Origin of the sequence: Janthinobacterium sp. ROICE36 (assembly GCF_002869965.1) — a bacterium.
Lineage (GTDB): Bacteria > Pseudomonadota > Gammaproteobacteria > Burkholderiales > Burkholderiaceae_D > Janthinobacterium.
Genome location: NZ_PEBS01000048.1, coordinates 13,725 through 27,591, shown reverse-complemented (window position 1 = coordinate 27,591; position 13,867 = coordinate 13,725). Strand labels below are relative to the sequence as shown.

General features: G+C 62.7%; 12 protein-coding genes. 9 read left to right on the top strand and 3 right to left on the bottom strand.

The window, feature by feature from the left end; all coding sequences use genetic code 11:
* Positions 1–87: 87 nt before the first annotated feature.
* A complete protein-coding gene (locus CSZ94_RS18665; protein ID WP_180977535.1) occupies positions 88–2,190 on the bottom strand; it encodes a serine hydrolase domain-containing protein in 2,103 nt (700 codons plus the stop codon).
* A 153-nt stretch (positions 2,191–2,343) separates the two neighbouring features.
* Between CSZ94_RS18665 and CSZ94_RS18660 the strand changes: the two genes are divergently transcribed.
* Both CSZ94_RS18660 and CSZ94_RS18655 read left to right on the top strand, forming a co-directional pair.
* Positions 2,344–4,017, top strand: coding sequence for a histidine kinase (locus tag CSZ94_RS18660; protein WP_102122888.1), 1,674 nt, complete (start codon positions 2,344–2,346; stop codon positions 4,015–4,017).
* Complete coding sequence (locus tag CSZ94_RS18655; RefSeq protein ID WP_102122887.1) at positions 4,014–4,703, top strand: LytR/AlgR family response regulator transcription factor; 690 nt, start codon at positions 4,014–4,016, stop codon at positions 4,701–4,703. The genes CSZ94_RS18660 and CSZ94_RS18655 overlap by 4 nt, the downstream gene beginning before the upstream one ends.
* A gap of 9 nt (positions 4,704–4,712) precedes the next feature.
* Here the strand turns inward: CSZ94_RS18655 and CSZ94_RS18650 are convergent, their stop codons facing one another.
* Together CSZ94_RS18650 and CSZ94_RS18645 are read right to left on the bottom strand one after the other, a co-directional pair.
* Entirely contained in the window at positions 4,713–5,585 is an 873-nt protein-coding gene (locus CSZ94_RS18650) for a zinc-dependent peptidase (protein ID WP_102122886.1), read from the bottom strand.
* A gap of 236 nt (positions 5,586–5,821) precedes the next feature.
* Positions 5,822–6,322 carry a winged helix-turn-helix domain-containing protein gene (locus CSZ94_RS18645; RefSeq protein WP_226938940.1) on the bottom strand — a complete coding sequence of 167 codons (501 nt, stop codon included), beginning with the start codon at positions 6,320–6,322 and terminating at the stop codon, positions 5,822–5,824.
* 480 nt (positions 6,323–6,802) lie between these two features.
* On the opposite strand from CSZ94_RS18645, the gene CSZ94_RS18640 reads away from it, so the two are divergent.
* The 7 genes from CSZ94_RS18640 (at position 6,803) to CSZ94_RS18610 (ending at position 13,845) form a co-directional block, all read left to right on the top strand.
* Positions 6,803–7,039: a hypothetical protein gene (locus CSZ94_RS18640; protein ID WP_102122885.1), complete on the top strand. Its 237-nt coding sequence runs from the start codon at positions 6,803–6,805 to the stop codon at positions 7,037–7,039.
* Between the two features lie 395 nt (positions 7,040–7,434).
* Positions 7,435–8,436, top strand: coding sequence for an ABC transporter substrate-binding protein (locus CSZ94_RS18635; protein ID WP_102122884.1), 1,002 nt, complete (start codon positions 7,435–7,437; stop codon positions 8,434–8,436).
* 15 nt (positions 8,437–8,451) lie between these two features.
* Positions 8,452–9,273, top strand: a complete 822-nt coding sequence (locus tag CSZ94_RS18630) for an ABC transporter permease (protein WP_102122883.1) — start codon at positions 8,452–8,454, stop codon at positions 9,271–9,273.
* Between the two features lie 11 nt (positions 9,274–9,284).
* A complete protein-coding gene (locus CSZ94_RS18625) occupies positions 9,285–10,076 on the top strand; it encodes an ABC transporter ATP-binding protein (RefSeq protein ID WP_102122882.1) in 792 nt (263 codons plus the stop codon).
* Between the two features lie 77 nt (positions 10,077–10,153).
* A complete protein-coding gene (locus CSZ94_RS18620) occupies positions 10,154–12,049 on the top strand; it encodes a sensor histidine kinase (RefSeq protein WP_102122881.1) in 1,896 nt (631 codons plus the stop codon).
* Positions 12,049–13,395 carry a sigma-54-dependent transcriptional regulator gene (locus CSZ94_RS18615; RefSeq protein WP_102122880.1) on the top strand — a complete coding sequence of 449 codons (1,347 nt, stop codon included), beginning with the start codon at positions 12,049–12,051 and terminating at the stop codon, positions 13,393–13,395. Before CSZ94_RS18620 ends, CSZ94_RS18615 begins: the two co-directional genes overlap by 1 nt.
* A gap of 105 nt (positions 13,396–13,500) precedes the next feature.
* Positions 13,501–13,845 (top strand): hypothetical protein, encoded by a 345-nt coding sequence (locus CSZ94_RS18610; RefSeq protein WP_102122879.1) that lies wholly within the window; start codon positions 13,501–13,503, stop codon positions 13,843–13,845.
* Positions 13,846–13,867 lie beyond the last annotated feature (22 nt).

Sequence of the window (13,867 nt, the reverse complement as noted above, 5' to 3'; positions counted from 1 at the left end):
GCTGATGGCATGCCGCATGGCCCATCCGACTGTGATGCCATCATGTTCAAAAAGAAATCTTTTCACCCTCGTTTATACGTAAATCATCTAAGGCGCCAGCGCCTTCGTCTCGCCACCCAGGCGAATGATCGCCGCCCTCGCCCCCACGGCGCCCGGATAGCGGGGATCGAGTTGCAGCGCCTGGCGATACGCTGCCACCGCCTGCGGGCGCAAGCCTTGCTCCACATAAAACTCGGCCAGGCTGTCCTGCAGATTCGCGTCGCGCGGATGCAGGCTGACGGCCGCCTGCAGCACGGCCATGCCTTGCGCCACGGCGCCGCTGCCTTTCAGGCGGTAGGCTTCCAGGTTCAGCGCCGCCGGACTGGCCGCGCCCAGCGGGTCGCGGGCCAGCGCCAGGTGCAGGGCGGCAATGGCGGCATCCGTGTTGCCGGCGCGCAGCGAGATCAAGCCTTGCAGCGCATGTGCGCGGTCGCTGAGCGGATACAGCGCCACGGCCAGGCGGCTGGCCGCCAGCGCCACCTCCGCCTCGCCGCGCGCGGCCGACGCTTGCGCCAGTTCCAGCAGTTCGGGCACGAAATCGGGATAGGCGCGCTGGCCGCGGAAGGCTGTGCGCAGCTGGCTATCGAGTGCGGCGATGGAGGCGGAGGCGGCTGGCCAGGCGATGGCGGCCGTGCGGTCCCAGCTGGCGGCCAGGGCCACGATGGCTTGCTCGAAGGCGGGATCGAAGCGGGGCAAGCTGCCGTCCTTTGTTCCTTGCGACAACAGAATATAGTCGCGCGCAAACGCCAGCGCGCCGCTGCGCGAGTAGGTGTCCAGGTCGGCGCCCGACTGGCGCAGCGCCTCGGCCATGCTGGCACCGGCCACCAGGAAGACGCTTGCGCCGGCGGGATGGCGGGCCGCCTCGATGTAGGCGCGCGCCGCCCTGGCGTCCGGCGCCAGCGCCTGGCGGTTGATCTGCGTGAATGCCTCGCGCGTGGCGACGACATCGGCATAAGGCTGGCGCGTGCGCTCGGCGTACGCCCTGCCCTCCTCGAACAGGCCTTGCGCCACCTGGTAAGCGCGCTGCGCGCCGGCCTCGGCGATATACGTATTGAGCTGCCACGGCTCGCCCGTGACGACCTCGAACAGGCGCTGCACGAAGCCTTCAGGATTGATACGTTCGAGATTGGCGGCCACGGCAATGGTCAGTTTGCGCGAGGGAAAGATGTACAGATAGGTGACGGTTTCCGGCTGCTGGCCGCTGTGCGCGATGGCGTAACGCCCGCCCGTGGGGGAAATTTCCCAGCCCATGCCATAGTGCGTCAAGCGGCCCGCGCGCGTGGCCATCGGCTGCACCATGGCAGCCACGCTGGCCGCCGACAGGATCTTTCCTTCGTGGACGCCCCTGCCGAACGCCAGCATGTCGGGCACGCTGCTGCGCGTGCCGCCGGCCGAAAAGCGGCTGCTGATATCGACGAATTCCGAGTTTTTCCATTCCTGGCCGTCCAGCCGGTAGCCCCGCACGCGATGGGCGATCACGGCGTCCGGGTCGTCCATGACAGTGGCGTCCATGCCCAGCGGCCCCCACACGTGGCGCCGCATGTAAGCGCCATAGCTTTCGCCCGAGGCACCCTCGATGACGGCGCCCAGCAAGTTGTAGCCATAGCTGGTGTAGCGGAAGCGCGTGCCCGGTTCAGCGATCAACTCGAACTGCGCGAAGACGGCGATGGACTGGCGCGTATCCTTGTGTTCCTTGAAATGCTGCTCCACCTTGCTGTCGCGGTAGGCGTCGATGCCGCCCAAGTGGCCCAGCAATTGGCGCACCGTGATGGGAAATGCTTTGACGGGGAAATACGGCACATAGGTTTGCACGGGCGCGTCCAGGTCGATCTTGCCCTGTTCGACCAGTTGCAGGACAGCCACCGCCGTCATGGGCTTAGTGACGGACGCCAGCCGGTAGCTGGAGCGAGCCGTGGCCGGCACGCGGTTTTCCAGGTCGGCATAGCCATAACCTTTTACCCACTCCACCTCGCCCTGGCTAAAACCGACGGTGATGCCCGGCAAGCGCTGCGTGGCCATGCGCTGGGCCACCCAGCCGTCGAAGTCCGCCAAGCGCGCGGCCAGCGCAGGAGAGGGAGCGGAAGTGGCTTGCGCCACGCCGCACAACAGCGCCAGTGCGCCAACGAAAGCGTAGTATTTGCAGCTTTGCATAGTCATTAATCCATGGTGAGTGCCGTGTGCACAGCACGGCGCTGATAGATGGTAAGTGTCTTTCACACATCATTGGCTGGCTGTGCACGAAATGCACGTGAGGCGCACGAACGGCACCTAAGTTGATGAAAATGTTGCAAAAGAGCAGCTACAATGCCCGCCATGCCCTCCTTCTTTCGCTGCCTGCTGCGCTACTGCCTCGCTTGCTGCCTGGCCTTGCCCCCTTTCGCCATGGGCATGGACAGGCTTTCGCTGGACGAGGGCTGGCGCGCCTGCGGCACAACAAGCGCCGCGCCCGCCGCCGCGCTGCACCAACTGCTCCAGGCGGGCCAGCTGCTGTGCGTCGAGCGCGATGTCACCCTGGCCGCCACGCCGCCATCGACGCAACTGATGGTGCTGTCAGCCTTGGCCGCCAGCGAACTCTGGCTCGATGGCGACAGGATCGGCAGCAATGGCCAACCGGCCCGCCAGGCCAGCGGGGAACGCCCGGGCGACATCGATTTCGCCATCCACCTGACACCACAGCAGTTGGCGATGGGCACGCACCACCTGCGCCTGCTGCTGTCGACGCAGCAGGTACCGGCGCGCCTGCCGTCGCCATTTTATGCGCTGTACCTGGTCGAGCGGCAAGATTACCGCACGGCGCTGGCCTGGTACCGGCTGCCGCCACTACTGCTGGCCGGGGCGCTGGGCGCCATTGCCCTGCTCTTCCTGGCCCTCACGGCGCTGTACCAGCGGCAGCGGCACTGGGCCATGTTTGCCGCGCTGTGCCTGGTGGCGGCGCTGCTGCTGGTGGTGGAACTCTGGCGCAGCGTAAGCGGCTATGCCTACCCCTTGCACCTGCCGCGCCTGTATGCCGTCAGCGCCCTGACCTGGCTGTTTTCCGCCGTGCTGCCCGTGTATTTTTATATGGCTTACCGCCTGCCGCGCTGGCCGCTGGCGGCGGCAGTGCTGCTGGCGTGCATCGCGCTGGCCGGCGTGCTGCCCGCGCATTTCGACGCGCGCTGCTGGCTGATGTTCTTAGCGGGCCTGGCGGCGAGCCTGGCGCTCAACCTTGGCGCCCTGTGGCGCCGCCTGCCGGGCAGCCGTGGCGGCACGCTGATCGCGCTGGCCTCTTGCGCCCTGTTCCTGCTGACAGGCAGCCAGTTTGCCGAAGGCGGTTTCGCCCTCGTCGTGTGCTTTTTGCTGCTGCCCCTGTGCGCGCAATTGCTGGCGCAACTGCTGCGTGACCGCAGCAAGGCGGCGCGCGCCAGGCAGCTGGAAAACCAGCTCTTGCGCAAAAGCATGCAACCGCATTTCCTGATGAATTCCCTCAGCCTGATCAGCGAACTCAATGCGCAATCGCCGCAGGCCGCTGAAACCTTCATCGAAGCGCTGGGCGCCGAGTTGCGCATGCTCAATGAATTTGCGCAGCAGCCCAGCATCGCCCTGACGCAGGAACTGGCCCTGTGCCACAATTATCTGAGCATCATGGGCACGCGGCTGCAGCAACCGTGCAGCCTGCAGCTCGATGGCGAGGCGGCGGGCATCAGCGTGCCGCCCGCCATGTTGCTGACGGCGCTGGAAAATGCGTTCAGCCACAACCGCTACCGCCATGGCGCGGCCTTTATCCTGCGCATCGCACAACATGCGCAAACGCAGGTGCTCACCCTGGTCGTACCGGAAGGCGAGGCGCGCCCGCATGCGGGCAGCGGCGTGGGCGAACAGTACATCCGCGCCAGCCTGCAGGCCGTATTTGGCGATGCCGCCCGCTATGCCAGCGAATATGCCCGCGAACAACAACCAGCAGGCTGGCGCCTCAGCTTTACCTTGCCGGCGGCGCCATGAATGTGTTGATACTGGAAGATGAACCGCTGCTCGCGCAAGGCCTGGAACGCGAGGTGCGCGCGCATTTCGGCGCGCGCCTCAGCAATGTCGTGCTGCATGACAATGTGGAACAGGCGCAAGCCGCCTTGCGGCAGCATGACTATGACTTGCTGCTGCTGGACTTGCACCTGCACGGCGCGGACGGCTACGACTTGTTGCGCCAGGCCGGCAGCGCCTCGTTCCAGACCATCATCGTCTCGGCCCACGCGGAACGCTCGATCACGGCCTTCGAATTCGGCGTGCTCGACTTCGTCGCCAAGCCTTTCAGTCGCGAACGGTTGCACAAGGCACTGCAACGCTATACGGGACGGCATACGGAAACGGCCTCGCTGGCCGTCAAGAAGCGGGGCGCCCTGGAATGGATCGCCATGGCCGAGATCGACCACGTGCAAGCCGATGGCCACTACAGCAATATCGTGCTGCGCAGCGGCGAACAGTGCTTTCATGACTTGTCTATCGACAAGCTCATGGCCCTGCTGCCGCCCCACTTCTTGCGCGTGCACCGCTCCTACCTCGTCAACAGCCTGGGCTTCAAGCGCTTGCAGATCGCGGCGGGCGGCAAATACGCACTCGACACGCAGACCAGCACGGGCATACCCGTCTCGCGCAGCAGCTATCCCGCGCTGAAACAGCGGTTGCTGGGCTGAAGTCCCCGCTTACCAGTGCTGGGCAAAGTTGGGAAACGGCGAGGCCATGTGTTCCGGCTCCACGGGCGGCGCCATCCAGTCGCGCGGGTCGACCTTGTAGTACTGCAAGAATTGCGCATACAGCTCTGCATGGTGCTCGGCCATCTGGTACGGCTTTTCAAAGAAGGTTTCCGTGGCCACGGCAAAAAATTCGGCGGGATTGGTGGCGCCGTAATGGTCCATCACGCTTTGCTGCTGAACCATGGCGTCGTGGCGCAGCTTGTCGAAGTCGCGCGACAGCACGGTGGCCCAGCTGCGGTAGCTGGACAAGCTGGGCAGATACGGCGCGCCATTTGCGGCGCCCGATTCGCTGTCGAGCTGGTGGGCGAATTCATGCAGCACCACATTGTGGCCATCGGTCCAGTCGGCTGCACCGCGCTGCACGTGGTCCCAGGCCAGCACCACGCGGCCATCGCCCCAGGATTCGCCCAACAAGCCATTCGCCGATGGCGTCACCACGCCGCCCGGCCCCACTTCATTGCGCGTAACGATGAATTCCGTGGGATACACGAGGATGGTGTCGAGTTCCGGATACACCTGGGTCTGGCGATTCAGCAGCAGCAAACAAGCCTGGCCGGCGATGGTGTAGCGCATTTCGTCCGTGATCTCCAGGCCGCCGCAAGCGACGAATTTCTTCTGGTACAGGAATTGCACGACGAGATGGCGCAATTGTTCCTGCAGCGGGGCAGGCATACGCGCAAACACGGGAATATTCTTTTCCAGCACGGCCAGGCCTTCGGGCGGCAAGGGCTTGGCCAGGGCCCGCGTCAAACGCCAGCGGGGGAACCACAGCGAAAAGACGATGGCGGCCGTGACGAAGGCGATCCATAGCAGCGGGTTCATGCGGCGGCCCGCTTCAGGACAACGAGGGCAATGGGGCAATGGCAGACGGCGTAGGCAAACAAGGACAAGCTCCTTCGAATGAACCCGCATCGGGACGGGCGGGCAGTCCAGCCCACATGGGGATGCTTGCAGTCTTTTCAATCAGAGCAGATCAAAGCGCCGCGTGCAACGCCAAAAGCCGGGGCGTAACCCGGCTTTCATTACAACATCACAACAGCTGCCAAAACCGATAGGTTTTACTCGGCCGTTTTTTGCTGTGGAGCGCCAAACAGGGCGGCAACCAAGGGATCGCGCGTCACGGGACCGCGGTTGACGCGGATGGCGTAATGCGTATCATCGGCCAGGATGTGGAAGTGGCGGCCGCTGCCTGCCATGCTTTGCTCGCGCAGGCCCGGACGGTCTTTGCGCGGTGGCGCACCTTCGCGTTTCGGCTGGACGATGGCGGCCAGGAAGGCGCGCACGCGCTCAGGGTCTGGCGTCAGCTGGTACACTGCCTTGCCCAGGTAAGTGGCGGTGCCTTCGATGTAGCGTGCCAGTTCGATCACGCCCGCTTCGCGCAAGTCGCGGATGTATTTGCGGGCGCCCGATGGCGAAAACTTGAGGAACCAGGCGATTTCATCGGCCAGCATCTCGTGCAGCGACAGTTCGCCGATCAGCTTTTGCATGTTTTCGATGCGGCGCAGGGTGGCTGACGTCGAACGCACGCGCTCGATCGGTGCCATGGAAATGGGATTCATGCGCTCCGGGGGAATGGGTGCTGCCCGTTCTACCATTTGCGAGCCTTTTTCGGGGCTACGAAGTTCCTGGTGCGCTGCCTTTAATTCGCTCTTCACGTGAGACTGAGTCATTGCATGCATTTGAATACTCCTTTTAAACGATTGCCGGTAGCCCGGATTGTTAAGTTCTTGGCAATTTTTATACCAGAACACCACAAATCCTGAGCGTCTGCACACAGAATGCCACCGTGCACACAGTTGGTCTGTGCGTTAACGAACATTAGAAGCAAGAAAGTGAAAAATATTGCCCTACTGAATTCTTTCTCTCATGACATCGAAAAATAGCATCCAGGAAAACGCCGCGCTCCCACTCTGCGCCCCATGCATGGCGCAAAGTGAAATAGCGAACAGAAGCGGATGCGCTATTGCAATAAATTCAAGCTTCGCGCGCGGCGCCCGCCGCCCGCATCGCGCTATTTCGACTCTTGCAAAGGAAACTTCATGAAAATGCCTACCCTGCTGGCCGCCGCCTTGCTCGTCACCCTGTCCGCCTGTAAGAAACCGGCTGAAGCGCCGCTGCCCGAAACGGCGCCCAACCCCTCGTCCGCCCCTCAAGTGATGCCTGCTCCCGTCACGCCTGCCATGCCGGAAACGGGTCCTGGCAGCACGACGCCGCCTGCGCCGCTGACCGATCCGGCCACCGCGCCAGCACTGCCGCCCACCACGGCGCCGAAATAAACCCGCCAACCGGCGATCGATCAGGCGCCCATGCGGCGCCATCCCTACTCCACGGGGGAGTTACGCGTTGCCAGCCTGTTTGCAACGCGTTTTTTTACGATTGGAGTCGGCCGCGCCATTTAGGTTCAGCTGCAATGAACCCGCAAGCCAGCATCGAAGCCGAGCGCTAAAAATGCGGCAATCCGCACAGTCTTTGGCCTCACCGTGCGGAAAGACGGAATATCGATATTTCCCATTTTCAACAAATTCAAATTAAACCTTTATAAACAATCACTTGCAATAAAACCCAAAATGCGCTCCACTGGCACGGAAGATGCTTTTATATTTTCATAACCGCCTCCAGAGCGGCAGCCTGACCCACTATATAAAACCATCTACCTTTTGGAGACAACAGCATGGCAAGCACCTTCCGTATCGCGTCCTTCCTGAACACCAAGACTCTGGCCGTGGCCGTCGCACTGGCCGCGCAATTCCCGCTGGCCGTCCACGCGGCCGACCTGGTCCGCCTGGGCAACCTGAAATTCGCCCATTACGGCGCCGTCGCCTACATGAAGGAAATCGCGCCGAAATACGACTTGAAAATCGAGGAACGCATCTTCGCCAAGGGCCTCGACATCGTGCCGGCCATGATCGCCGGTGAAATCGACGTCTCGGCCAGCGCGCTGGAAGCAGCTATCACGGGCCGCGCCACGGGCTTGCCCGTGTACCTGGTGGGCGGCTTCGCCAAGGGCGGCGTGCAGATCGTCGGGCGTCCCGACCTGAACATCAAGGGCATTGCCGACTTGAAGGGCAAGAAAGTCGGCGTCACACGCGGTGGCCCACAGGAAATCCTGCTATTCGCGGAACTCTCGAAAGCCAAGCTGACCTGGTCCGACAAGCCGGGCAAGGATGTGCAGATCCTGTACATGGGCTACCCGGACCTGAACCAGGCCTTGCTGACCAAGGATATCGATGCCATGAGCCAGTCCGAGCCTTACTCCACGCAGGCGATCCACAAGAAATACGGCACGGCCATCCTCAAGCCCTACGACACGCCGCTGGGCGAACCCGTGCGCGCGCTGGTGATGACGGAAAAAATGTACAAGGAAAAGCCGGCCGTGGCCCAGCGCTTCATGGATTGCTTCGTCGCCGCCACTCGGGCGTTTTTGGCCGATCCGAAACTGGCGGAAAAATATGTGCGCGAGTCGATGTTCAAAAACCAGATCACGTCCGAGGATTACCGCGATGCCATCGACAACGCCATCTTCACGGAAGACATCACGCAGAGCCACGTACAACTGACCACCGACTACATGGTGAAATTCGGCGTGGGCCGCATGGCCAAGCCGCCTGCCGCCCAGGATTGGGTCAAGCTCGACCTGCTGGAAAAAGCCAAGAAATCCTACGCACCCCGCTAATCTGAAAGTGTCACGATGAATATTCAAATGATGAAACGCTTCGTGCACGGTGCCATCGTGCCCGTTGCCGTGCTGCTGTTCTGGCAAGCGCTGTCCACGTTTGGCTGGATCAATCCACAAATCCTGCCGTCGCCCGTGGCCGTGCTGGTGAAGTGGTATGAATACCTGATCCCCATGGAAGCGTACACGCCCGCAGCGGGCAACTACCTGGTGTGGATGTTCTCCGGCGAGCTGCCGCATGACGCCTGGGCCAGCCTGTCGCGCGTGCTGGGCGGCTTCGCCATCGGCGCCGGCCTGGCCTTGCCGCTGGGCTTGCTGATGGGCACCAACAAGACCATCTATAAGCTGTTCGACCCGCTGGTGCAAGTGCTGCGTCCGATTCCGCCCATCGCCTACATCCCGCTGGCGATTTTGTGGTTCGGCCTGGGCAACCCGCCTGCCTTCTTCCTGATCAGCATCGGTTCCTTCTTCCCCGTGCTGATGAATACCATCGCCGGCGTGCGCCAGGTCGACGGCATTTATATCCGCGCCGCGCGCAACCTGGGCGCCAGCCAGATGACGATGTTCCGCCGCGTCATCCTGCCGGCGGCCACGCCCTACATCCTGGCCGGCGCGCGCATCGGCATGGGCACGGCCTTCATCGTCGTGATCGTGGCGGAAATGATCGCCGTCAACAGCGGCCTCGGTTTCCGCATCCTGGAAGCGCGCGAGTATTTCTGGTCTGACAAAATTATCGCCGGCATGTTTACCATCGGCCTGTTCGGCCTGGCCATCGATATGGCCATGAATGCCCTGAATAATCATTTGCTGCAGTGGCACCGCGGCCTGGAACACTGAGAGGAACGGCCATGACCACGATCAATATCAATGCAGTCAATAAAATCTTCACCACGGGCGGCGCGGACGTCATCGCCCTGAAGGATATCAACCTGGAAATCGCCAGCGGCGAGTTCATCTGCCTGCTGGGGCCGTCCGGCTGCGGCAAGTCGACCCTGCTCAATGCCATCGCCGGCTTTTCGCAGCCCACTTCCGGCCAAATCCTGGCCGGCGGCAAGCTGATCACCGAACCCGGTCCCGACCGCGGCATGGTGTTCCAGGAATACGCGCTGTTCCCATGGATGAGCATTGAGAGCAATATCGCCTTCGGCCTGGAAATCGCCGGCAAGACGCCGGCCGAGATCCGCGAACGGGTCGACATGCTCCTGAGCATGCTGGGCTTGACGGAATTCCGTGCCCGCTATCCGAAAGACTTGTCGGGCGGCATGCGCCAGCGCGTGGCCATCGCCCGCGTGCTGGCCCTCGATTCGCCCATCATGCTGATGGATGAACCGTTCGGCGCACTGGATGCCTTGACGCGGCGCAACCTGCAAGATGAATTGCTGAAAATCTGGAAAGTCTTCGGCACCACCATCGTCTTCGTCACGCACTCGATCGAGGAATCGATCTACCTGGCCGACCGCACCATCGTCATGACCTACCGTCCCGGTACCATCAAGCGCGACGTGGCCATAGACCTGCCCCGCCCGCGCGACCCGAGCGACCCCGAGTTCAACCGCATCAAGCGCATGCTGGGCGAAATGGTGATGGAAGAGCAGCAGCGTCATCACAATGCCGAGACGATGGCCAGTACGGCAGACTGATAGTATGTCTGAGTAGTGAGCAGCAAATGGGGGAGTCCCACCGGGGCTGCCCCCATCAACCCGACACACGGAGCACCATGGCATTCGGCAAATGGCCCTTGAGACCCGCGCTCGCCCCCCTGCTGGCCGTGGGGTCACTGGTCGTGCTGACGTGGGCCTCGTATGCCTGGGTCAAGCAGCGCCAGCTCGATGAATTGCACCGCACGCTCGATTCGCGCGCGGAACTGTATGCGGCGTCCATCGGCGGCGCCCTCAACAAATACGAATTCCTGCCCCTGGCCGTGGCCCAGAGTGATGCCGTGGCGCAACTGCTGGAGCAGCCCAGCGCCGACAAGGTCACGCAGATCAATGCCTACCTGGTCGACATGAACCGCCGCGCGGGCGCCTTTGCCGTGTATGTGCTCGACGACAAGGGCACGACCCTGGCATCGAGCAACTGGCAAGAGCGCAGCTCCTACGTGGGCGTCAACTACGGCTTCCGTCCCTATTTCAAGAACGCGATCGCGGGCGGCATCGGCCGCTTCTACGGCATCGGCTTCTCCACCTTCGAGGCCGGCTATTTCATTTCCCAGCCCGTGCAGCGCAAGGGGCGCATCATCGGCATCGTCGCCGCCAAGGTCAACCTGGACTGGATCGAGCAATCGTGGCGCACGCCCGGTGCAGGCGAGCAGATCTGGGTCAAGGATGCGAATGGCGTGATCATCCTGGCCACCACGCCCGCCTTCAAGTTCAAGACCCTGGCGCCCCTGTCGTCGGCCGCCAAGAACGATATCAGCGAGCAACGCCAGTTCCTGCAGGAAAACCTGTCCATCCTGCCGCACAAGGTACTGCGCCAGTTCGCCGACGGCGCCAGCGTGATGACCCTGGAACGCCAACAGTCGGGTGATACGCCGGCCCTGTCCGGCAGCGCCGAGAAGGTGAACTATCTGGCCGTGAACCGCGCCTTGGGTCCGCTGCAATGGCAGATCACGGTGCTGGCCGAACTCGACCAGGTCGATGAGGCGGCGCGCAACGCGGCCATCGCCGCCGCGCTGGGCTGGGCCTTGCTGCTGCTGGGCCTGATGTATGCGCGCCAGCGCCGGCGCCGCATCGCCGACAAGCTCAATGCGCAACAGACGCTGGCAAGCGCCTATGAACAGCTGGAAATCAAGGTCGAGCAGCGCACGGCCGACCTGGTGCACGCGAATGGCCGCCTGCAGGCGGAAGTGGCCGAACGCGAGCGGGCCGAGCAAACCCTGCGCTATGCCCAGGCGGAACTGGTACAAAGCGGTAAACTGGCGGCCATCGGCCAGATGGCGGCCGGCGTCACGCACGAGCTGAACCAGCCGCTGGCCGCCCTGCAAACCTTTTCCGACAATGCCAAAGTCTTGTTGGCGCGCGGCCGCATCGACGATGCGCTGGACAACCTTTCCACCATTTCCGACCTCGTCAAGCGCCTCGGTTACGTGACGTCGCAATTGAAAGGCTTTGCGCGGCGCAGCGACGATGCCCGCAAACCCGTCAGCGTGCGCCAGGCGTTTGCGCAAACCATGCTGCAAATCCGTACGCGCAAGCATTCGCAGCGCCTGACCCTGCATGAAAGCTGGCTTGAGGACGACATCATCGTGCTGTGCAACGCCATCGGCCTGGAACAGGTGTTTACCAACTTGATTACCAACGCCATGGATGCCGTGCCGGAAAGCGAGCCCGTGCAGATATGGTTCCAGGTGCGCCGCGAAGGTAGCCTTGCCGTGCTGCATATCACCGATAATGGCCCCGGCATCCCGCTGGCCTCGCTCGACAAGATCTTCGACCCCTTCTATACCACCAAGGAACACGGACTGGGCTTGGGATTATCGATCAGCGCAGGCATACTGCGCGCGGCCGGCAGCGCACTGGCCGTGCGCAACCGCAGCGCGCAGGAAGGGGGCGGCGCGCAATTTACCATCACCCTGAGCTGCGACCCGGGGGAGAGAGACGAAGGAAACATCTGATGCACGAGAATAATTTTGAAGGCATGCAAGTGCTGCTGGTGGAAGACGATGCCGTCGTGCGCAAGGGCGCCCGGCAATCGCTGGAACTGGCAGGGCTGCAAGTCACGGCCGTCGCCACGGCCGAAGAAGCACTACCCTACCTGGTGCCCGAATTTGCCGGCATTTTATTGAGCGATATCAAGCTGCCCGGCATGGATGGCTTGAAACTGCTCGATATCGCCGTGGCGCAGGATGCCAGCCTGCCCGTCATCCTCGTCACGGGCCATGGCGATGTATCGATGGCCGTGGGCGCCATGCGCCGTGGCGCCTACGACTTCATCGAAAAACCGTTTTCCGCCGACCTGCTGGTGGAAGTGTGTCGGCGCGCGCTCGATAAACGCCACCTGGTGCTGGAAAACATGAACTTGCGCCGCCAGCTCGAGCAGCGGGTCGGCATCGAAGCGCGCATCGTCGGCCGCAGCGCGGCCATGGCCAAGGTGCGCCAGTTGGTGTTGAACCTGGCGCCCAAGTCTGCCGACATCATCATCCTCGGCGAAACAGGCACAGGCAAAGAACTGATTGCCCGCTGCCTGCACGATTTCAGCGAGCGGCGCGACCACCCTTTCGTGGCCATCAACTGCGGCGCGCTGCCCGAATCCATCTTTGAATCGGAACTGTTCGGCCACGAGGAAGGCGCATTTACCGGCGCGCAGCGCCAGCGCATCGGCAAGATCGAATACGCCAACGGCGGCACCCTGTTTCTGGACGAAATCGAAAGCATGCCGCTGGCCCTGCAAGTCAAGCTGCTGCGCGTGCTGCAGGAGCGGCAGGTGGAACGGTTGGGCTCGAATAAGCTCATTTCCGTGGATTTCCGCGTGATCGCCGCCGCCAAGGAAGATTTGAATGTGCTGGCCGAACAGGGCAAGTTCCGGCCCGACCTGTATTACCGCCTGAACGTGGCCAGCCTGACCCTGCCCGCGCTGCGCAACCGGCGCGAGGATATTCCCCTGCTGTTCGAATTTTTCGTGCTCCAGGCGGCGCTGCGCTATTGCCAGCCGGCGGCCCTCGTCAGCGGCGAACTGATCGCGTCCCTGATGGCGCAGCGCTGGGCCGGCAATGTGCGCGAGCTGCACAATGTGGCCGACCGCTTCGTGCTGGGCTTGCTCGACGACACGCTGAGTCCGGCCGGTTGCCGCGAAGCCTCGCTGGCCGAGCAAGTCGACACCTTTGAAATTTCCATCATCGAGGAAGCCTTGCGCCGCCATAACGGCAACGTCATCGAGGCGGCGGCGGCCTTGAATATCCCGAAGAAAACCCTGTACGACAAGCTCAAGCGCTTTGATATCTCGACGGAACAATTTCGTTGATCTGAAGCAAATTGCCGACACAAGCATGCGGCGCCGTCCTACCCGTGCGGGCGGTATCCTGTGTGAGAATGCCGGTTCTTACTCACTTCTGCACAGGACACTGCCATGAAAACCGCCGCTCTCTTGCTGGCCGCCACCCTGATGACCGTCGGCGGCGCCTGGGTGCAAGCCCAGTCGACGACGAATGTGAACCAGACAGGCAACCACGCCAACAATCCAAATGATCCGGGCCAGAAATCGGACCAGTCCGACAAACTCGACAACAAGGGCAAGCTGGTGCACGACGGCAAGCCCGGCAAAACCCGCACGGACAAGCGCACGCGGCGTAACAAGCCCACGGCCAATTCCGGGGACAAGCCGCACGGCGGCACGCCCACTGCGCCCCCAGCCGCGACGCCAGCAGCACCAAGCATTCCCATCGCGCCACCGCCAGCAGCAACGGCGCGCTGACGCGCGGCGCTTATGCATGACG